The 18,717-nt window shown below is 43.8% G+C and carries 16 protein-coding genes; 9 read left to right on the top strand and 7 right to left on the bottom strand.

What is annotated here, in order from left to right; all coding sequences use genetic code 11:
* Positions 1-143: 143 nt before the first annotated feature.
* The 3 genes from FHS68_RS11690 to FHS68_RS11700 all read left to right on the top strand — a co-directional run bounded on the left by FHS68_RS11690 (position 144) and on the right by FHS68_RS11700 (position 6,245).
* A complete protein-coding gene (locus tag FHS68_RS11690) occupies positions 144-2,894 on the top strand; it encodes a DNA gyrase/topoisomerase IV subunit A (protein ID WP_167270162.1) in 2,751 nt (916 codons plus the stop codon).
* Between the two features lie 139 nt (positions 2,895-3,033).
* Positions 3,034-3,678: a SanA/YdcF family protein gene (locus FHS68_RS11695; protein ID WP_229211859.1), complete on the top strand. Its 645-nt coding sequence runs from the start codon at positions 3,034-3,036 to the stop codon at positions 3,676-3,678.
* Positions 3,675-6,245, top strand: coding sequence for a DUF5686 and carboxypeptidase-like regulatory domain-containing protein (locus FHS68_RS11700; protein ID WP_167270164.1), 2,571 nt, complete (start codon positions 3,675-3,677; stop codon positions 6,243-6,245). Before FHS68_RS11695 ends, FHS68_RS11700 begins: the two co-directional genes overlap by 4 nt.
* Before the next feature lie 3 nt (positions 6,246-6,248).
* Here FHS68_RS11700 and FHS68_RS11705 read toward each other — a convergent pair whose 3' ends face one another.
* Both FHS68_RS11705 and FHS68_RS11710 read right to left on the bottom strand, forming a co-directional pair.
* A complete protein-coding gene (locus tag FHS68_RS11705) occupies positions 6,249-7,226 on the bottom strand; it encodes an ABC transporter ATP-binding protein (RefSeq protein ID WP_167270166.1) in 978 nt (325 codons plus the stop codon).
* On the bottom strand, positions 7,226-7,801 hold the full coding sequence (locus FHS68_RS11710; protein WP_167270168.1) for a nitroreductase family protein: 576 nt from the start codon (positions 7,799-7,801) through the stop codon (positions 7,226-7,228). Before FHS68_RS11710 ends, FHS68_RS11705 begins: the two co-directional genes overlap by 1 nt.
* Before the next feature lie 226 nt (positions 7,802-8,027).
* Between FHS68_RS11710 and FHS68_RS11715 the strand changes: the two genes are divergently transcribed.
* Complete coding sequence (locus tag FHS68_RS11715; protein ID WP_167270170.1) at positions 8,028-8,342, top strand: YbjQ family protein; 315 nt, start codon at positions 8,028-8,030, stop codon at positions 8,340-8,342.
* 14 nt (positions 8,343-8,356) lie between these two features.
* Here the strand turns inward: FHS68_RS11715 and metF are convergent, their stop codons facing one another.
* A complete protein-coding gene (gene metF, locus FHS68_RS11720; RefSeq protein ID WP_167270172.1) occupies positions 8,357-9,313 on the bottom strand; it encodes a methylenetetrahydrofolate reductase [NAD(P)H] in 957 nt (318 codons plus the stop codon).
* 417 nt (positions 9,314-9,730) lie between these two features.
* Complete coding sequence (locus tag FHS68_RS11725; RefSeq protein ID WP_167270174.1) at positions 9,731-10,189, bottom strand: GNAT family N-acetyltransferase; 459 nt, start codon at positions 10,187-10,189, stop codon at positions 9,731-9,733.
* A 126-nt stretch (positions 10,190-10,315) separates the two neighbouring features.
* Here FHS68_RS11725 and FHS68_RS11730 point away from each other — a divergent pair, with 126 nt between their 5' ends.
* A complete protein-coding gene (locus FHS68_RS11730) occupies positions 10,316-11,029 on the top strand; it encodes a YebC/PmpR family DNA-binding transcriptional regulator (protein ID WP_167270176.1) in 714 nt (237 codons plus the stop codon).
* Between the two features lie 4 nt (positions 11,030-11,033).
* On the opposite strand, the gene FHS68_RS11735 is transcribed toward FHS68_RS11730, so the two are convergent.
* Positions 11,034-11,480 carry a transcription elongation factor gene (locus tag FHS68_RS11735; protein WP_167270178.1) on the bottom strand — a complete coding sequence of 149 codons (447 nt, stop codon included), beginning with the start codon at positions 11,478-11,480 and terminating at the stop codon, positions 11,034-11,036.
* A gap of 82 nt (positions 11,481-11,562) precedes the next feature.
* Positions 11,563-13,284, bottom strand: coding sequence for a T9SS type A sorting domain-containing protein (locus FHS68_RS11740; RefSeq protein ID WP_167270180.1), 1,722 nt, complete (start codon positions 13,282-13,284; stop codon positions 11,563-11,565).
* 193 nt (positions 13,285-13,477) lie between these two features.
* Here FHS68_RS11740 and FHS68_RS11745 point away from each other — a divergent pair, with 193 nt between their 5' ends.
* The 4 genes from FHS68_RS11745 to rlmB all read left to right on the top strand — a co-directional run bounded on the left by FHS68_RS11745 (position 13,478) and on the right by rlmB (position 17,450).
* Positions 13,478-14,398, top strand: coding sequence for an aspartate carbamoyltransferase catalytic subunit (locus tag FHS68_RS11745; RefSeq protein ID WP_167270182.1), 921 nt, complete (start codon positions 13,478-13,480; stop codon positions 14,396-14,398).
* Between the two features lie 50 nt (positions 14,399-14,448).
* The gene (locus FHS68_RS11750) at positions 14,449-15,339 is read left to right on the top strand and encodes an SDR family oxidoreductase (RefSeq protein ID WP_167270184.1); all 891 of its coding nucleotides are present in this window, start codon (positions 14,449-14,451) and stop codon (positions 15,337-15,339) included.
* Between the two features lie 72 nt (positions 15,340-15,411).
* Positions 15,412-16,704, top strand: coding sequence for a GWxTD domain-containing protein (locus FHS68_RS11755; protein WP_167270186.1), 1,293 nt, complete (start codon positions 15,412-15,414; stop codon positions 16,702-16,704).
* Positions 16,680-17,450 (top strand): 23S rRNA (guanosine(2251)-2'-O)-methyltransferase RlmB, encoded by a 771-nt coding sequence (rlmB, locus tag FHS68_RS11760; RefSeq protein ID WP_167270188.1) that lies wholly within the window; start codon positions 16,680-16,682, stop codon positions 17,448-17,450. Before FHS68_RS11755 ends, rlmB begins: the two co-directional genes overlap by 25 nt.
* A 70-nt stretch (positions 17,451-17,520) precedes the next feature.
* Here the strand turns inward: rlmB and mnmA are convergent, their stop codons facing one another.
* The gene (gene mnmA / locus FHS68_RS11765) at positions 17,521-18,627 is read right to left on the bottom strand and encodes a tRNA 2-thiouridine(34) synthase MnmA (RefSeq protein ID WP_167270190.1); all 1,107 of its coding nucleotides are present in this window, start codon (positions 18,625-18,627) and stop codon (positions 17,521-17,523) included.
* Positions 18,628-18,717: the final 90 nt, after the last annotated feature.

Below are 18,717 nucleotides of genomic sequence, written 5' to 3' on the forward strand. Positions count from 1 at the left end.
TGCTATATTAGCACGTAAATCAAACACGTCTTCCGATCATTTTCGCCCTGTCCGTTCCCTCGAACGGAACAGTTCTTCCGCGAAACGGCGAGATGGATGCCTTAACTTTATTGAATATTTAAACCCTGGTTCCTCCTTCATTTATGGACGAAAACGGAGCTACGCCTGACGTAGAAGATAGCGGATTGCACGATAAATTGCCCATTTCGGGTTTGTATGAAAATTGGTTTCTTGATTATGCTTCTTATGTAATTCTGGAACGTGCTGTTCCTGCCATTGAAGATGGCCTTAAACCTGTCCAGCGGCGCATTATGCATGCGCTCAATGAAATGGATGATGGCCGGTTCAACAAAGTGGCGAATGTTGTCGGCTCGTCGATGCAGTACCACCCGCATGGCGACGCCTCTATCTACGATGCGATTGTCAACATTGGTCAGAAAGAATTGCTGTTTGATACCCAGGGAAACTGGGGCGATATCCGCACAGGCGATAGTGCCGCTGCCGCCCGATATATTGAAGTAAGGTTATCCCGGTTTTCGAAAGAAATTGTCTTCAATGACAATACTACCGAGTGGCAGCTATCCTACGATGGACGTAAACGCGAGCCCGTCACACTTCCGGTTAAATTTCCATTATTACTATCCCTTGGCGTCGAAGGGATTGCCGTTGGATTATCTACCAAAATATTACCACACAATTTTTGCGAGCTGATCGAAGGCTCAATCAGCATCCTGCAAGGAAAAGATGTGATCATCTACCCCGATTTCCTCATGGGCGGTCAAGTAGATGTTTCCAATTATAATGACGGCCACCGGGGCGGGAAAGTCCGCGTGCGGGCCAGAATTGAAGAGGAAGACAAAAAAATGCTCGTGATCCGCGACATACCGTTCGGGACAACGACCACTTCCCTGATCGACTCTATTGTTAAAGCCAATGATGGGGGGAAAATCAAGGTCAAAAAGGTAGTTGACAATACTGCTGCCGAAGTGGAGATACAGGTGCATCTTGCGCCTGGCGTTTCGCCGGATATAACGATGGACGCACTGTATGCTTTTACTGAATGTGAGGTATCCATATCGCCCAATGCTTGTATTATCATCGCCGACAAACCTCATTTCGTTGGGGTGACGGAAATTTTAAAATACAATACTCAGCAGACCGTCCATCTGCTGAACCGGGAGCTGGAAATCAAAAGGCTTGCGCTGTTGGAGAAAATCCTTTATGGCTCACTGGAAAAGATATTCATCGAAAACCGCATCTACCGAGACATTGAAGAATGTGAAACTTTCGAAGCCGTAATCAGGACCATTGACAAAGGGCTTGAACCTTTCAAAGCGCAGTTTTACAGGGAAATCAATGATGACGACATCGTTGAATTAACCGAGATCAGGATCAAACGGATATCGAAATACGACGGCTTCAAGGCGGATGAGCTGATGCGTAAATGGGAGGAGGAATTGGCAGAAACCGATGATAACCTGGCCAACATTACCCGTTTTGCAATCGATTACTACAAAGATCTGCTCAAAAAATATGGAAAAGGAAGAGGTCGGAAAACGGAAATAAGGGCATTTAACCAGATTTCTGCCAATATCGTTGCTGCCAATAATCAGAAATTATATGTCAACCGTTCCGAAGGTTTTATTGGTTACGGTCTAAAAAAGGATGAATATGTGATGGATTGCTCAGACATTGACGATGTGATTGTTTTTAAAGGTGATGGCAAGTGTCTGGTTACCAAGGTACAGGAAAAGGTATTTGTTGGAAAGGACATTATTCACTGTTCGGTTTTTCTAAAAAATGACGAACGCAAGGTTTATAACCTCGTTTATCTGGATGGCAAAACCGGCGTGTCGTACATTAAAAGGTGTCAGATAACCGCGGTAACGCGCGACCGGGAATATGATCTGACCCAGGGAACTCCAAAATCTAAAATCACCTACTTCACTCCAAACGAAAATGGTGAGGCTGAACTGATTACTGTTAGTTTGACATCCCAAAGCAAAGCCAAAGTAAAACAGTTCGACTTCAATTTCGCTGATTTACTGATCAAAAACCGGAGCGCAATGGGTAATATCCTGACGAAATATCCCATCAGGAAAATTACAATGAAACAGGCAGGGCGCTCGACATTGGGCGGTGTGGATATGTGGTTTAACCCAACGATCGGCAGGCTTAACCGAGATGAAAGAGGAGAATATCTGGGAAATTTTGGTCCTTCGGATAGCATTCTGGTCATTTATAAGGAAGGTAGTTATGAACTGACGAATTTTGATCTGACCAATCATTACGTTCCCAATGAAGTGCTGCTCGTCAAGAAATTTGATCCTGCAATTATCATTACCGCAGTTTACCTTGATGGAGTTCAGAAGCAGCATTTTATCAAGCGTTTCAACATTGAAACTTCTTCGCTGGATAAGAAATTCGTATTTATCAGCGATTCCAAAAGCAGTAAACTTGTCCTTGCCAGCACAGATAAGCGTCCACAAGTGGAAATAACTTTTCCAAAAACAGCCCAAAAAGAACAAACCGCCGTAACCTATGTAATTGAAGAAATGGTGGAGATCCGTGGTTGGCGCGCAATGGGAAGTAAGCTGCCGACTGATAAATTCAAGGAAATGCGCTGGCTGGCCCCAATACCAGATCCTGTGACAGAGGCTTCACAACTCTATGAGGACACCGAGGAAGAGGATGAGGAAAATACTGAACCGTTGGATCAAGCTATGGCGGACGTTTTACCCGAAAATACTGTTACCTTAATTCCGGATGAAACAGCGGAAGGAAAAGCAGAACCGAATCCCGATGAAGATGAGCAGGCAAATGGTTCTAAACCTAAAAAAGATGGTAAAAAAGGGCCGGATTCGCCTAAAAGCCAGCTAGGACTTTTTGAATGATCATTTTAAAAAGCATAATAGTCACATACAAGCAACAGAAGGTGTCCGAAATTGCGTATGGTCTAAAAACAAGAGATCATGAAGTGCGAAGAAACAGGAAAGGGCAGTAAACTGGTAAATTTGAAAGGCAATATCCGGGATGCAGGTGAAAAAATTGATCAAAATCATATTAGCCTTACTGTTTCTCTGCCTGGTTTTTATCTTGCTCTGCAACCTTTGGGTTGTGTACTGTACCAGGCAATACAATTACTTTTCTATAAACAATTTGCCTTCAAATGATGTTGCGCTTGTACTCGGTACGAGCAGAAGTTCTGAGAAAGGAAAGGAAAATCTATTTTTTAAATACAGAATGGAGGCTACTGCCCGGCTTTTTAAGGAAGGAAAGATCAAATACATTATCTTGAGCGGAAACAACGATTCACAATATTATAATGAGCCTCTTGACATGCAGCGGGCATTACTTAACCTGGGAATCCCGGAAAATGTTATGACACTGGATTTCGCCGGTTTCAGGACTTTTGATTCCATTATCAGGTGCAAAGAGGTTTTTAATCAGGATAATTTTACGATTATATCACAAAACTTTCACAATGCAAGAGCACTATATATTGCTCATAATGAAGGCATTCAGGCAATATCGTTTGCGGCGCAGGATGTTCCGGATGGTTATTCCCTCCGAACATTGGTCCGTGAATATCTGGCCCGTCCCAAGGCGGTATTGGATGTTCATGTCCTTCGTCCCTCAGCAGATGTGACTTCTAATAAGGAGATACGAAAAAAATGAGAAATAAGAATGGCCAGAGATCTATATTGAAACACCACTTAAATAAGTTTGGCTTAACACCGATAAGACTTTCCTTATTTTTAATTGCATTCATCTTCTCTTTCGTCGCAAAGGCCCAGACAAACTACATTATTAAGGGAAGAATTACCGACGCCAGCACGGGCGATCCGATCCCATTTGCCAACATTGGTATTAAGGCCACCACATTTGGAACAACCACCAATTTTGACGGCTTTTATCAATTGAATTATACTCCACCTGCAGATTCTGTTCAGATCACCTATGTTGGATATGAAAGCCGAAGTAAAGCCATCATTCCAGGCCAGGTTAATCAAGTTATTGATATTCAATTGCTTCCCGGCGCATTTCAATTGAAGGAAGTGAAGATATTTGCGGGCGAAAACCCGGCCTTTGCCATCATCCGGAAAATTGTTGCGAATAAAAAAATCAATAATGCAGAAGACCTGGATGCTTACGAATATGAAAGCTATAACAAGATCCAGATCGACATTGACAACTTTTCCGATAAATTCAGGAACCGGAAGTCGATCAAGAAAATGACTCACATTGTCGATAAATTTGATGAGGTCAAAGGGGAAAATGGGGAAACGATCATTCCGATCTTTATTTCCGAGTCCGTCTCCAATGTCTTTTATCGAAAAAACCCAAAGAAGAAGAAGGAGATTATTAACAAAACCAAAATTTCAGGTGTGGGGCTTACCGATGGCAGCCTGGTTTCACAGGTGATCGGGTCGTCTTTTCAGCAGTATAATTTTTATAACAACTGGCTGAATCTCTTATCCAAAGACTTCGTATCTCCCATATCGGACAGCTGGAAACTGTATTATGACTATTATATTTCCGACAGCGTTTCCAATGGTACCAATTATGACTATCATATCGATTTTGAGCCAAGACAAGAACAGGACCTTGCATTTACCGGTTCATTCTGGGTGGATGGAAATACTTATGCGCTAACACAGATGGATGCCAGCGTAGGGAGAAGCGCTAATCTCAACTTTATTGAGAAGATTAAGATCCAGCAATCCTACGAATTATTTGAAGATGAAAAAACCTGGATACCGCTTAAAACCAGGGTGTTGATTGATGTAGATGAGCCTACCAAGCATACGGCCGGAATGCTGCTCAAATTTTATTCTTCCAATTCAAAATACAAGATCAATGCACCGCATGAAAGCAAGTTTTACGATACCGCCATTGAACTGAAGGAAGATTATAAAGATTCCGATTCTACATTCTGGATCAAAAACCGACCTGAAACACTTAGCGCTACTGAAAAATTGAGCTTTCAATTGGTTGACTCCCTGAACGTTCTGCCGGTCGTAAAGACTTATACCGAGATCCTCAACATACTGGTTAACGGCTACAAAAAAATTGATAAGTGGAACATTGACATTGGCCCTTACCTATTTTTATATGCCAATAACGCGACCGAGGGCCACCGGTTCAGGCTGGGTTTCAGGACTGATCCGGGATTCAGCAGAAAATGGATTTTTAGCGGGTATGGGGCATATGGTACAAAGGATCAGGCATTTAAATACGGCGCAGGGATGGACTATATCATTGACCGCAAACCCTGGACGCTCGCTGGGATTTCCTATTCCAGAGACCTGGAAAGACTTGGCGTTACGGCAGAAACGATAGGGCCTAACACGATTTTTGGTGCCTTTTCAAGATTTGGAGCCTTTCGGAGGCCCTATTGGCAAGAAGATGTGTCCGCATATGTGAAAAGGGAGCTGGTAAAGGGCTTTACCGGCAGCATTCAGCTCAAGCACCGTGGTTTTGAACCGTTATTTCCGTTTGCATACCGCACTAATCCCGAAGCCGGAATTGAGTCTCCGCTGAGAAGTTCTTTCGACATTACGGAAATCAACCTCGAAACCCGCCTGGCCAATAAGGAAACGTTTTTACAAAATGATAATGAGCGGATCAGCATGGGCAATGGCAATTCGCCCGTATTTACGCTTCGGTATACATTAGGAATCCGCAATTTCCTGGGTGGTGACTTTAATTATAATAAGGTCTCATTTAACGTTAAGCATAGCTTTCGCGCTGGTGCTATCGGCCGGACTTACTATAATGTCACGTTTGGATATATTCCATCCACGCTACCCTATCCGTTGCTCTATACGCCTCTGGGTAATGAATCACTGTTTTATGTCGAAAATGCGTACAACCTGATGCGTTACTTCGAGTTCATCAGCGACCGGTATATTGCGCTGCGATTGGAGCACAATTTTGAAGGTATCCTGCTCAACCGCATTCCGGCAATCAAGAAGTTGAAGTTAAGAATGCTGGCAACCGGACGTGTCTTTTATGGCAGCACAAGCGATGCTAACGTTTCGCTTACCACAACGACCGACGAATCGGGGAACGAAATCCAGACATTTAGTAAGCTGAAAGACAGGCCTTACCTGGAATTGGGGTATGGAATTGACAATATTTTTAAAGCCGGTCGAATTGACTTTGTCCATCGGTTGACCTACCTAAAAAACCCAAATGTGACGCCATTTGCGGTGAAGATATCCTTCTGGTTTAATTTGTAGAAACTATATGATTCGCAGATCTTTGGCCGCATAGGTCAGCATTACCTGCTGTCCTACCTGCAGATCCGTTTTATTGCGGTAAAAAGACAATTTCGTTTTCCCGTCCGAGCAGCGTATTTCCCAATGGTTGCCGTGAAATCGAATAGCCTGAACATTGCCCTGCCATTTACTTTTTTCTGGGTTTTTCGTCGGCTTTATTTTTTCAGGCCGGATAAAACAAGACTTTTTGTCTTTTCCACCTTCCACCCAATTGATATCTCCGGTTAACTCAGCAACATAGCTGTCAAATGGCTGATTATAAACTTCTTGCGGCGTACCGATCTGAATAATTTTGCCATGGCGTAATACCGCAATCCGGTCCGACCATGCTAATGCATCCGCCGCTTCATGGGTTACGAAAATACAGCTCATTTTTTGCTGCTTCCGAAGGGTTTCGATCGCGTCGCCTAAAACACGACGGTTGTGATTGTCGAGATGCGCAAATGGCTCGTCCAATAGTAACACGTCGGGCTGCTCGGCAAGCGCCTTAGCTATTGCTGTTCGCTGCTTCTCTCCTCCTGATAACAATTTAGCCTTCTGATTTTTTACATAGCCCAGTCCGGCAGTTTCCAACAGCTCAGCAACTTTCTCAGAACGATATCCGACTTCAAAAAACCTTAGGGAATAAGCTATATTTTCCTGAACGGTCTGATTGGGAAAAAGCTCAAATTCCTGATGAATGAGCCGGATGGATTCATGACCCGGGATCAGTTCACCGCTAACCGGCTTCAATTCCACTTCTTTAAAAAAAACTTTCCCCTGATCTGCATCCAGGAACCTGCCCAAAATGCGTAACATGGTACTTTTCCCCGAACCGCTCTCCCCCAGAATCCCCAGCCATTCACCGGCGTTTAATTGCAAATGAATGTCAGAGAGAACTGTCGTTGCTCCAAATGACTTGGATAATGAACTGGCGCGCAGGGTCGTTTCTTTTCTTGCCATTATTCCGCCCAGGTAACTTTGTTTTCGATTGGGGTCCGGCGGGCAGGAGCTTCCGGGGCATCGTGATAACCCATGAAGAATAGCCCCAGGCATTTCTGTGATTCATCGAGTTCAAGGAATGTGCCCAGCTCTTTCAACACGCCCGGACTGCTCCAATAGGAACCGATACCGTAGGCAGTGGCTGTAAGCCACATATTTTGCACTGCGCAAGCTACCGAGGCTGTTTCCTCCCATTCCGGAAGTTTATCGGGATGAAGTTCGACATTGATAATTATAACGCAATTGGATTTGAGCACTTTTTCGCCAGCGGCATCATACCTGGCTTGGGAATAAGATTCCGGCGGAGTTGTGGTGCGGTACCGTTCGGAGAAAAAGCCGGCAAGGTGTTTCAGGCTTTCACCTTTAAAAACAATGAACCGCCACGGCTCTGTTAATTTATGGCTTGGCGCATAGTTGGCGTTTCCCAGAATATTGCTAATCACCTCATTTGGAATCTCTTTCTGAATATAGCTGGGTGGGAAAATACTGCGTCTGCTGCGGATAATGCTGTTAATTGTTTCAACCGACTGTTCCATTACTGATTTTTATTGTGAATTTGTCAAAAAACAAAGCTAACGATTATTGACCCTTTCCGGGCAATCAAGCGGCCTTACATGGACTGCTTTTTGAAAATGCCGTCCGTCATACGGGAAAATTACCGGCTTTTTATGCTTCTTTGCCGCTAAACCATTATTTTAAGTTCCGCATTTTCAAAATGAACTAAATTCATCCACAAATCATACTTATCCAAACCTGACACATATGCTTGTTACTACCACCCCCAATATTGAAGGCAAAAAAATCATTAAGTACATCGGATTGGTCAATGGTGAAGCAATAATCGGCGCGAATATCGTGAAGGATTTCCTGTCCGGAATCAGGGATGTGGTAGGAGGACGTTCAGGCGCTTATGAACAGGCACTTCGGGAGGCCAAGAGTATTGCCATCCGCGAAATGATGGACCAGGCGCAACGTTTGGGCGCCAATGCGGTGATTGGGGTTGATATAGATATGGAAACCATCGGAGGTACCATGCTGATGGTCAGTGCCAATGGTACAGCTGTCTGTTATGAGTAGACCCTCCTGATTTCCTAAAAAACCTGTCTTGCGATCTGGGCAACATTATCCGATTTGCCCATTGTATAAAAATGCAGCACGGGTACGCCATAAGCCATTAATTCTTTGCATTGCTGAATGCCCCACTCTATTCCGACCTGCCTCACCTCTTTGTCCGACGCACACTTTTCGACTTCCTTAACCAGCTCCTGCGGAAATTCAAGGTGAAAGATTTGGGCCAGAACGGACAATTGCTTCCGGGTCGACAAAGGTTTTAACCCAGGAATGATCGGAACATTGATTCCTTCTGCCCTGCATCTGTCGACAAATCGGAAGTATTTTTCATTATCGAAAAACATTTGGGTAACAATGTAATTAGCTCCCAATTCCACCTTCCGCCGCAAATGCGTGTAATCGGTGTCAAAACTGGTTGCATCAAAATGCTTTTCAGGATAACCTGCTACACCGATGCAAAAATTAGTAGGAAACATTTCCGTCTCAGCATTGAGCAGAACGCCATTGTTCATTGCACTTACCTGTTCAACTAGCTCAGATGCATAAGTATGGCCTCCGGATTTGGATTTGAAAATACCCGCAGACTTTTCGGGGTCACCGCGAAGCACCAGCACATTATCGATCCCCAGATAATGGAGATCAATCAAAACATCTTCTGTTTCATCCTTTGTAAATCCTCCGCAAATCACATGAGGAACAGCGTCCACGTGAAAACGCTCCATCAACCTGGCACAAATTCCGACTGTACCGGGTCTCTTCCGGATCGGGATCCGCTCGATATTGCCGTCAGCGCCAACTCGATCAATCAGTTCTTCCCTATGATAAGTCACATCAACAAACGGTGGTTTGAACTCCATCAATGGTTCGATAGAGTTCAATAGCTCGTTGATATTCTGGCCTTTTAATGGTGGGATAATTTCAATCGAGAATAGGGTCTTGCCTGCGGCTTGGCTGATGAACTCGGTAACTTTGGTCATGTAATATGAATGCTGTGTTCTAAATGTTTACAAATGAACACGATATAGTCATCCAAACCAATCCAAAAGGCACAAAAAAATGGCCTACCGCATTACAGTAGGCCATTCCACGTAAACCCTCCTCTATCAGTGTTCGTCAAAAATGTTATTGGGCGTCTGACAGGGCGTCAGTTCCACATCAACAATTTGCTTGACTGAATACTAATAACTAAAATTCTGTGCCAAATTATTACATAATCTTTAAGAGAACAATTTATATCAAATTTTTTTCACAAAAATGTAGTTTAAATACTACGTTTTTCTTTGAATTTTCCAGATACAGCTTGGATCAACATCTATTTGAATAAATTATGTTTTTCGGCCTGTTTACAAATACACCATATTTGGGAATTCATTCCCCACAATACAACGCAACTTTTATAAAGCTTCCCTAGTCATTTCGATATGCTCAATATCATCTTCCAGATACACATCACTTGATTGTTTGAAATGAAATGACTCGTAAAAATTCCTCAGATACAATTGCGCCCCGATCCGAATAACGCTTTTACCATAAAGCATTTCAAGCTTTGCGATAGAAACATTCATGAGTTCAATGCCATATCCTGAACCGCGTCCCAACCCGGATACCGCAATCCTGCCTAACGACGGATATTCGTATGAAAGCCCTGCAGGTACGATGCGCGAGTGTGCCATTAAAATTCCGTTCAGGTATCCAGACAAATGGTGGCATTTCTGGTCTTTATTGTCCAGGTCGAGAAAGCAGCATTTTTGTTCAAGCACAAAAACCTCACTTCTCAAACGCAGCAATTGATAGAGTTCTTCATTGGTGAGTTCGTCAAATGTCTGAAAATGCCAGTCCAGCTTGTATTCCATTTTTGTTATAAAATTCTTGAAAAATTTATTTTTGCCTGATTTTGGTGGTCTTTTATAAATTTGCTGCTCGGAAAGTAAAATCACAAGGTATTCATTTTAAAATCTTAACAATAACCTACAATAAGTATGGGCAGGGCTTATGAATATAGGAAGGCCAGAATGTTTAAGCGCTGGGATAAAATGGCCAAAACGTTCACCAGAATTGGAAAGGATATAGTCCTGGCTGTAAAAGGCGGAACGGCAGATCCCAATACCAATGCACGGCTTAGGGTGCTTCTTCAAAATGCAAGGGCGGCAAACATGCCGAAGGAAACGGTAGAGCGGGCAATCAAAAGGGCTACTTCTAAAGATCAGGAAGATTATAAGGAAATGGTATACGAAGGTTACGGGCCGCACGGGGTTGCTATCCTCGTGGAAAGCACAACCGATAACCCAACACGCACCGTTGCCAATGTCAGGAGTTATTTCAATAAGCTGGGCGGCAGCCTGGGTACAATGGGGATGCTGGATTTCATTTTTGACAGGAAATGTATTTTCAAGCTTAAAAATAACGCAAAAGACCTGGAAGAACTTGAATTTGAGCTAATCGATGTCGGTGGTGAGGAGGTTTTTCTGGACGAAGAATCAGGCTTAATTAATGTGTACGGCGAATTTTCAGCATTTGGTGCGCTGCAACACTACCTTGAAGAAAACGGATATGAGATTGTAGAAGCTGATTTCGAGCGCATTCCGAATGATACTAAAACATTAAGCGAAGAAGAGGCGGCAGAAGTTGAAAAACTGGTTGAAAAGATCGAAGAGGACGACGATGTTCAGCGCGTTTTTCACAACATGAGTTAACCGGCTACCAGATAGCGCGGATCTCATGCTGCTTGTTCATAAAATCAAATTTACTTCCCGTTTGTTTACCCAATAAAGATGCTCCAACCGGGGATGAAGATGAGACCGCTAATACGGTCTCATCTTCTATTTTTACGGCTCCCAAACTTACCGCGATAAAAAACCAGCCACCCGTTGTGTCCAGCAGCGAACCGACTGCAACCCGCTGTGTTACCTCATTGACATTAATCCTCTCTAAAATTAATCGCTCTTGCCTGGTCTGTTCAAATTGGCGTGCGTGCATATTCCTGTCCAGCTGGCCCATGGACCGCGACGTTTCGTACTTATCCCCCATTGAACTTTTTCCTTGCTCATTCGCGGATTCCTGCGCTGCCTCCATGGCCGTCCAAGCCACTTGCATGCGATCGTTCAGCAAAGTTTTGAGATGATTTATAACCAGGGTTTTATCCATATTTAAAAATAAAGGTTACCAGAAGTGGTAACCTTATTGAACTACATTGATGGTAAAGTTAAGCGCCGAACGCTTCCTAAAACTACATCTTAACTATTTTCTTTCTGATCGCCTCACCGGAACTCAGTTTGATTTCGATCATATAATCCCCACGGTTTAATGTAGAAATATCCATTTGACTGGATTTAGATTTTTGCAAAATCGCATGGCCTGCCAGATCAAATAAAGTCATGTCTTCTACAACCGCCCCATTATCCGTCGCTACTTCAATGGAATGGATAGTCGGATTAGGGAACACAAAGTCATCTGCATTTTCATTTTGGTTACGGATCGCTATGATCCTGGACAATGTAGCAGTGCCGTCAAAATCGACCTGGTTCAGGCGATAATAGGTCAAATTTTTACTTATTGATTCGTCAGAAAAACTGTATGAATGGTTTTCCTTGCTATTTCCCCAACCAATAACTGTCCCGATCGGCTTAAATACAACAGCGTCGGAACTCTTCTGGATCTCGAAATAATCATTATTGCTTTCGTCGGATGTCGTCCATCGTAGCTGATTGTGACCATCTTCGGTATTCTTCCCATTAAAATTAACCAATGTAACCGGAAGCGGGGGTCCTGGAAGCGAGGGAGCCTTTGCCATTAATGGTTGGGCATTTTGTAAAACGTTGACGACAGGATCCATGATGGCTTCTTTCCACAATCTCGCAGCTTCACTCTGACCGAATTCGTTAAAATGCAGCTGATCATATCTTCCATCGTCGCCTATTGAATTCAAATTTGCCCCTCGAAAGACGTATGGTACTGTTGCGATCAACGATTCCTGACCAGCTGTGATGGACTGATTGACCCCGTTGTGGTTGTAACATGAAGTAGCGACCATCCATGGAAGTTGCTGATACTGTGACTCTTCTCTGGTTTTTTCTATCACTTTCAGACTCCTGAATTTGAAACCTTCGCCGTCCGTATTCTGATCATTTACTCCATGCATTGACAAAATAGCTCTCAGGCCGGTCTGCGGCGCGTACTTACTCAATGTATTCCTGATGTTCACATAAGGCATTCTGATTGAATAATTGATAAAGCCGTGAGCAAAAGGAATGTCGTAGGCTGCCTGATAGGTTTGTTCCATATTGCTTCCGCCGAATGCAGCGCTGTAAAACAGAACTGGAACATTGAGGCCTGACTGACTAGTCAGCAAATCGCCCAATCTTGACCACAACCAGGGATATCCGGCCATTGGCCCAATCCCGCAGGTCTGACATAATTGGGATGGCTGCAAAGGTTGCAGATCATTCGGACTTCCTGTGGTCAGGTATGTTTCGTGCAAGGGCCAGTCGCTCCTAATATTGATAGAGTTAACCATATCATTATTGGCCCCGACCATGGCACTGTTGGCTGCGTCAGCATTGGAATGTCCAACAATCAAAAAAACTTCGCCTACCCCAACTTTCTCAACCGTTACACTATTTCCCACTTGCTGTCCATTTTTCATCCCACGGACTTCAAGGTCGTAACGGCCACCACTTGCCGTAAGTGAGCCTCCAAAGACGTGTCCGTCGACATTACCGGCAATTGGCGTCCAGCTGACCTGGCTACCCGGCTCACCCACCCTGGTTTTTAGGCGGGCCTGTACATGATCAATCGATGCGACATAAGTACCAGTTATAAAGACCGTAGCATTGCCCGATGTGTTCCGCTGATAAACCATTCTGACAGGCGGAAACTTGATTTCTATCTGACCGAAAAGTTTGATTGATGTGTGGCAGAATAGGAGAATTGTAAAAAATTTTAAGCTCATAATGTGTTTTTGACTGTTGAATACCAGAAAAATTTTAACCTGCTTTTACTTAGACGTGTAAAGCTTCAATCGGTCACAATTGGCAAAGAAATTTTTTGATAGAGATAAATGGAAGTACATTTTAAATGTCTGTCGCATTTCCTCATTGGGCGGTTCCTTCTTATCTTTGCAAAACTTTCACAGCATATCGGTAATGACAAAACTTTCGGTTCGGCACTTACTTGGAATTAAAAATCTGAACGAGAATGACATTCAAACCATATTAGATACTGCGACCCAATTCAAGGAAGTTATTAACAGGCCGATCAAGAAAGTCCCGTCACTTCGGGACATTACAATTGCCAATGTTTTTTTCGAAAACTCTACCCGAACAAGGTTATCTTTTGAACTGGCCGAAAAACGCCTTTCCGCAGATGTAGTTAACTTTTCGGCATCTGGGAGCTCGGTAAAAAAAGGAGAGACACTGCTGGATACGGTGAACAATATCCTGGCTATGAAAGTGGATATGATCGTGATACGGCATAGCAGTCCGGGAGCTCCCCATTACCTCGCCACCCGCATTCCCGCCAATGTGGTAAATGCAGGTGACGGGACCCACGAACATCCAACACAGGCACTTTTAGATGCATTTTCCATGCACGAAAAACTGGGGGACCTGACAGGAAAGAAAATCGCGATTATAGGAGATATAACCCACTCGCGCGTAGCATTATCCAATATATTTTGTTTGCAAAAGCTGGGGGCTGAAGTAATGGTTTGCGGGCCTTCAACGCTCATTCCCAAGCATTTGGGAGAATTGGGTGTTAAAATAAGCCATAATGTCCAGGAGGCATTGGAATGGTGCGAAGTGGCCAACGTACTCCGAATTCAATTGGAAAGACAACAAATCAAATATTTCCCGTCACTTAGGGAATATTCGCTTTACTACGGAATCAACAAGGCAATGCTGGACAAGCTCAACAAAGAAATTGTCTTAATGCATCCAGGACCCATCAACAGAGGGGTTGAATTATCTTCTGATGCCGCCGATTCCAGCCACTCTATTATTTTGAATCAGGTAGAAAACGGTGTGGCGGTAAGAATGGCTGTGTTATATCTACTCGCTCAGCAGTAGTTGAAAATACCCCGGCTCTTCTGTTAGAAATTCTTCCAAATTTTATCCTCATGGCCTACACTGAAGGAATGCTTCGTGAAGATGCATTAAAAGCTAAAACGATCATTATCACCGGCGGTGGTACTGGATTAGGCAAATCCATGGCCAGGTATTTCTTAAAATTGGGTGCAAACATTGTGATCTGCAGCAGGCGACTGGAAGTTCTCGAAAAAACCGCAGAGGAACTGAATGCAGAAACCGGCGCTGAAATTTTATGTGTCGCCTGCGACGTTCGCAAGACCGACCAGATTGAAAATGTGATTGCAAAAGCCATTGAGAAATTTGGTAAGGTAGATGGCCTGGTCAACAACTCGGCGGGAAATTTTATTAGTCCAACCGAGCGCCTGTCTTATAAAGCTGTGGATGTGGTGGTGGATATCGTTTTGCGCGGGACTTATTATTTCACGTTGGCATTGGGAAAATACTGGATCGAGAATAAAATCAGAGGTACTGTTCTCAATATCTCGACCACCTATGCGTGGACCGGCTCGGGCTGGGTGGTACCTTCTGCGATGGCTAAAGCGGGGGTGCTCGCAATGACCAAATCACTTGCATTTGAATGGGCCCATTACGGAATCAGGTTAAACGCGATCGCTCCGGGGCCATTTCCAACAAAGGGTGCCTGGGACCGCTTGTTTCCCGAAGAATTATCAAAAAAGTTTTCCTTTGAAAGCCGTATACCACTTAGCCGGGGCGGCGATCATCAGGAACTGGCCAATCTTGCAGCCTATCTTATGTCTGATTTTTCGGCCTATATGACAGGTGAAGTGATCACATTGGATGGAGGTGAGGTACTGGCAGCCGGACAGTTCAATTTCTTAAAAGAAGTGTCTGATGATCAATGGGATGCCATTGAAGATCAGATTAAAAATGCGAACCGGGATAGCAAGAAACCAGAATAAAAAATTTCTTACGGTTTTATTGGGTAATTTTGGCGGTTACTTCGTTAATTGACAAATGAAGAAAACACGAATATGAGACCAGGTCCAAGTTTTTACCTTTATATTTTTTCGATTTTGTGGATTGCCGGTTGCGCATCTTCAAACAAATCAACAAAACAATTGCCTGAAGCGCAGGTAAGGCCTTCCCAATTACAGCAAGCCAGTTCGTCAGTGAACGAAGAGCCTTCGCTCGTTGCAATCCAAAGCAAATACCTTCTGAAAGATACTACGCAGACGAAAGTGTATCTTTATGTAGACGCGCTAAAAGGCAGAAAAACCATTTCTCCCGCTGATTTCATCAAAACATACAACCTCAATTATGTCATCTATTCCGATTATGGAACAAGAGAAAGGTTAGGATATGGAAATGTTAAGCTTGATTCATCGAATGTGTCTCTGGTAGGCAGTAAGATTGTAATTGCTTACGACCTGAAAAGTCCTAATAGGGATTATGGGGTTTTGCTCAGCGAGATAAGCCAGGTGGGAACTTTAAAGAAGGTTTTAAACGATCTCACGATTCAATTTAAAAAACTACAAGTAAATCAGGTTTATGGAGTGTATACTGCATCGAGTCCACAACCGCTGCAACGCCATTATATCAATATTAACGAGCCTTTCATTCTTAAAAAAGTAGCAAATGGCAGTGACCAACTGCATGTTTTCTATTATAATCATGACTTTGAACCTGCCGGTTCGCCCATGAATGTCGCCCAAAAAGGTAGTACTAAAACTTTGGAAGCCGACAGCACATTCACTATCAACACCAGCGAGACGCTTCATTTTAACAAGGAGGGCTTATACAATATTTTTGCGGATACCACTCAGTCAGAAGGTCTTGGAATCCTGGTAGTGAATGAACGTTTTCCGAAAGTGACCCAGCCGCAACGCTTGCTTGGTCCATTACTTTATATGAGTACCAATAATGAGATTAACGAAATAAAAAAGGCTGAGGACTATAAGAAAGCGCTTGATAAATATTGGCTTACCTTAATGAACGGCAATACGCCATTGGCACAACAATCTATCCGTTCATTTTACAGCCGTGTTGAAGAAGCCAATCAACTTTTCACGACTTACAAAGAAGGCTGGAAAACAGATAAGGGAATGATATACATTGTGTTAGGACCGCCGGATAAAGTACAGCGCAGCAAAGACAGGGAGGTTTGGAGTTACGACCAGCGTGGAAATGCCCAGAATGTCAACTTTACATTTAACAGAAAAAACAATCAATTTGTGGATGATCATTATGAACTGGTTCGCTATGCGGAATACCAGCCCATCTGGTATCCAGTAGTAGAAGCATGGAGAAACGGAAGTATACGGTAAGACAACCAGCCCCAAGACAGTCCCAGGCCGATATGGTTTTTGGTATACAGTCTGTACTAGAAACCCTTCGTTCGGGTAAGGAAATAGAACGACTATTTATTCAGAGAGAGTTAGGCCTCTCGGAAATTGAGAAACCCGCCAAAGAACTGGGCGTTCCCTATCAAAGAGTCCCCATTGAAAAACTGAACCGGATTACCCGGAAAAATCACCAGGGCGTCATTGCATTCGTTTCTCCAATCCAGTACATGCCCCTGCATAATGTGCTTACGCAGGTATTTGAAGACGGAAAAATTCCCTTATTGCTTTTGCTTGACAGGGTTACGGATGTCCGTAATTTCGGTGCAATTGCCAGAACGGCAGAATGTGCAGGAGTTCAAGGCCTTATAGTCCCGACAAAAGGTGGAGCTCAAATTAATGCAGATGCTATGAAGACATCTTCGGGCGCGCTAAATTTCCTCCCGGTTTGTCGCGAGCCAAATTTATACGAAACCTTATTGTACCTGCGAAACAGCGGCTTGCAGATCGTAGCCTGCACGGAGAAATCCGATAAGTCGCTGTATGACATTGATTTCACCATCCCGACTGTGATCATCATGGGTTCCGAAGAAGACGGTATTTCAAAAGAATTCATTCACCTCGCCGACAGTGGTGCGAAGATTCCATTGAATGGACAGGTTGATTCGCTGAATGTGTCCGTAGCAAGTTCGATTGTACTTTACGAGGCGGTTCGTCAGCGGGTTAAATAAAAGGAGATAAAAAAAGGATGTATGACTTGCCAAGTCTTAAAGACTTTGTAAGTCATACATCCTTTTTTTATTACTGCTGCCGAAAACTCTTCAAAATCCAGCCGCCACCGACCACGTCGTCTCCTTCGTAAAATACCGCTGCCTGGCCCGGAGCGATGCCGCTGACGCCGTCGTGGAAGCGCGCCACTAATTTATCTGGCTCAGTTTGTTCAATTAGAGCGGGGGTTCCATCATGTTTGTAACGCACTTTTGTTACCGTTTCCAGTGGCGCTGCAATGGATTCATATTTTTGGAAATTCAGCTTTCCAACATGCATGCCATCCCTAAAAAGATCCGGTAAGTCGCCCAAAACGACTTCATTCGTTTCTTTTCTGATTTCAGTCACAAAGGCTGGCTTACCTAATGCAATGCCTAAACCCTTGCGTTGACCAACGGTATAAAAAGGATAACCTTCGTGTTTACCAACAACGGTACCATCTTCAAATACAAAATTCCCTCCCGCCACTTCAGCTTCCAATCCTGGAATTCTTCTTTTTAGGAAACCTCGGTAGTCATTGTCAGGTACAAAGCAGATTTCATAGCTTTCCGCTTTATTAACCAAATCAATAAATCCGCGTTGTTTTGCCATTTCACGAATTTCGGATTTATGCAAATAACCTAACGGCAATTTCGTGCGGGATAGGCTTTCCTGGGATACGCCCCAAAGCACATAACTTTGGTCTTTCCAACCGTCAATGCCTTTGGAAACGTAATGTCGGCCATTATTAAACTGCATATTCGCATAATGTCCGGTAGCTATAAACTCACAATCCAGCCGGTCGGCTCGTCGCAACAACGCGTCCCATTTGATGTGGGTGTTGCACAAAACGCATGGATTGGGGGTGCGGCCTTCAAGATATTCTCCTGTGAAATGATCGATCACATAATCACCGAATTCTGCCCTAATGTCAAGAATGTAATGAGGGAAACCGAGCTCAACGGCGATGTTACGGGCATCATTGATGGAATCGAGGGAACAGCAGCCTGTTTCTTTTTTGGATCCGCCGCTGCTGGCATAATCCCAGGTTTTCATGGTCATTCCAATGACTTCATAACCTTGTTCGTGTAACATGACCGCTGCGAGAGAGCTGTCAATGCCGCCACTCATGGCGACCAAAATTCTTCCGTGTTTGCTCATTTCGGTAATCTGCGAAGGTTGAATGCCTTCCGATTGATTAAAGTTGAAATTTGGGAACAGCCGATTTCAGCTGTTTGGTTCCGCAAAGGT

Source organism: Dyadobacter arcticus, assembly GCF_011762185.1.
Lineage (GTDB): Bacteria > Bacteroidota > Bacteroidia > Cytophagales > Spirosomataceae > Dyadobacter > Dyadobacter arcticus.

Coding starts and splice junctions, on each gene's coding strand:
- FHS68_RS11690 (WP_167270162.1), top strand. CDS start 144: ATGGACGAAAACGGAGCTACGCCTGACGTAGAAGATAGCGGATTGCAC.
- FHS68_RS11695 (WP_229211859.1), top strand. CDS start 3,034: ATGCAGGTGAAAAAATTGATCAAAATCATATTAGCCTTACTGTTTCTC.
- FHS68_RS11700 (WP_167270164.1), top strand. CDS start 3,675: ATGAGAAATAAGAATGGCCAGAGATCTATATTGAAACACCACTTAAAT.
- FHS68_RS11705 (WP_167270166.1), bottom strand. CDS start 7,226: ATGGCAAGAAAAGAAACGACCCTGCGCGCCAGTTCATTATCCAAGTCA.
- FHS68_RS11710 (WP_167270168.1), bottom strand. CDS start 7,801: ATGGAACAGTCGGTTGAAACAATTAACAGCATTATCCGCAGCAGACGC.
- FHS68_RS11715 (WP_167270170.1), top strand. CDS start 8,028: ATGCTTGTTACTACCACCCCCAATATTGAAGGCAAAAAAATCATTAAG.
- metF (WP_167270172.1), bottom strand. CDS start 9,313: ATGACCAAAGTTACCGAGTTCATCAGCCAAGCCGCAGGCAAGACCCTA.
- FHS68_RS11725 (WP_167270174.1), bottom strand. CDS start 10,189: ATGGAATACAAGCTGGACTGGCATTTTCAGACATTTGACGAACTCACC.
- FHS68_RS11730 (WP_167270176.1), top strand. CDS start 10,316: ATGGGCAGGGCTTATGAATATAGGAAGGCCAGAATGTTTAAGCGCTGG.
- FHS68_RS11735 (WP_167270178.1), bottom strand. CDS start 11,480: ATGGATAAAACCCTGGTTATAAATCATCTCAAAACTTTGCTGAACGAT.
- FHS68_RS11740 (WP_167270180.1), bottom strand. CDS start 13,284: ATGAGCTTAAAATTTTTTACAATTCTCCTATTCTGCCACACATCAATC.
- FHS68_RS11745 (WP_167270182.1), top strand. CDS start 13,478: ATGACAAAACTTTCGGTTCGGCACTTACTTGGAATTAAAAATCTGAAC.
- FHS68_RS11750 (WP_167270184.1), top strand. CDS start 14,449: ATGGCCTACACTGAAGGAATGCTTCGTGAAGATGCATTAAAAGCTAAA.
- FHS68_RS11755 (WP_167270186.1), top strand. CDS start 15,412: ATGAGACCAGGTCCAAGTTTTTACCTTTATATTTTTTCGATTTTGTGG.
- rlmB (WP_167270188.1), top strand. CDS start 16,680: ATGGAGAAACGGAAGTATACGGTAAGACAACCAGCCCCAAGACAGTCC.
- mnmA (WP_167270190.1), bottom strand. CDS start 18,627: ATGAGCAAACACGGAAGAATTTTGGTCGCCATGAGTGGCGGCATTGAC.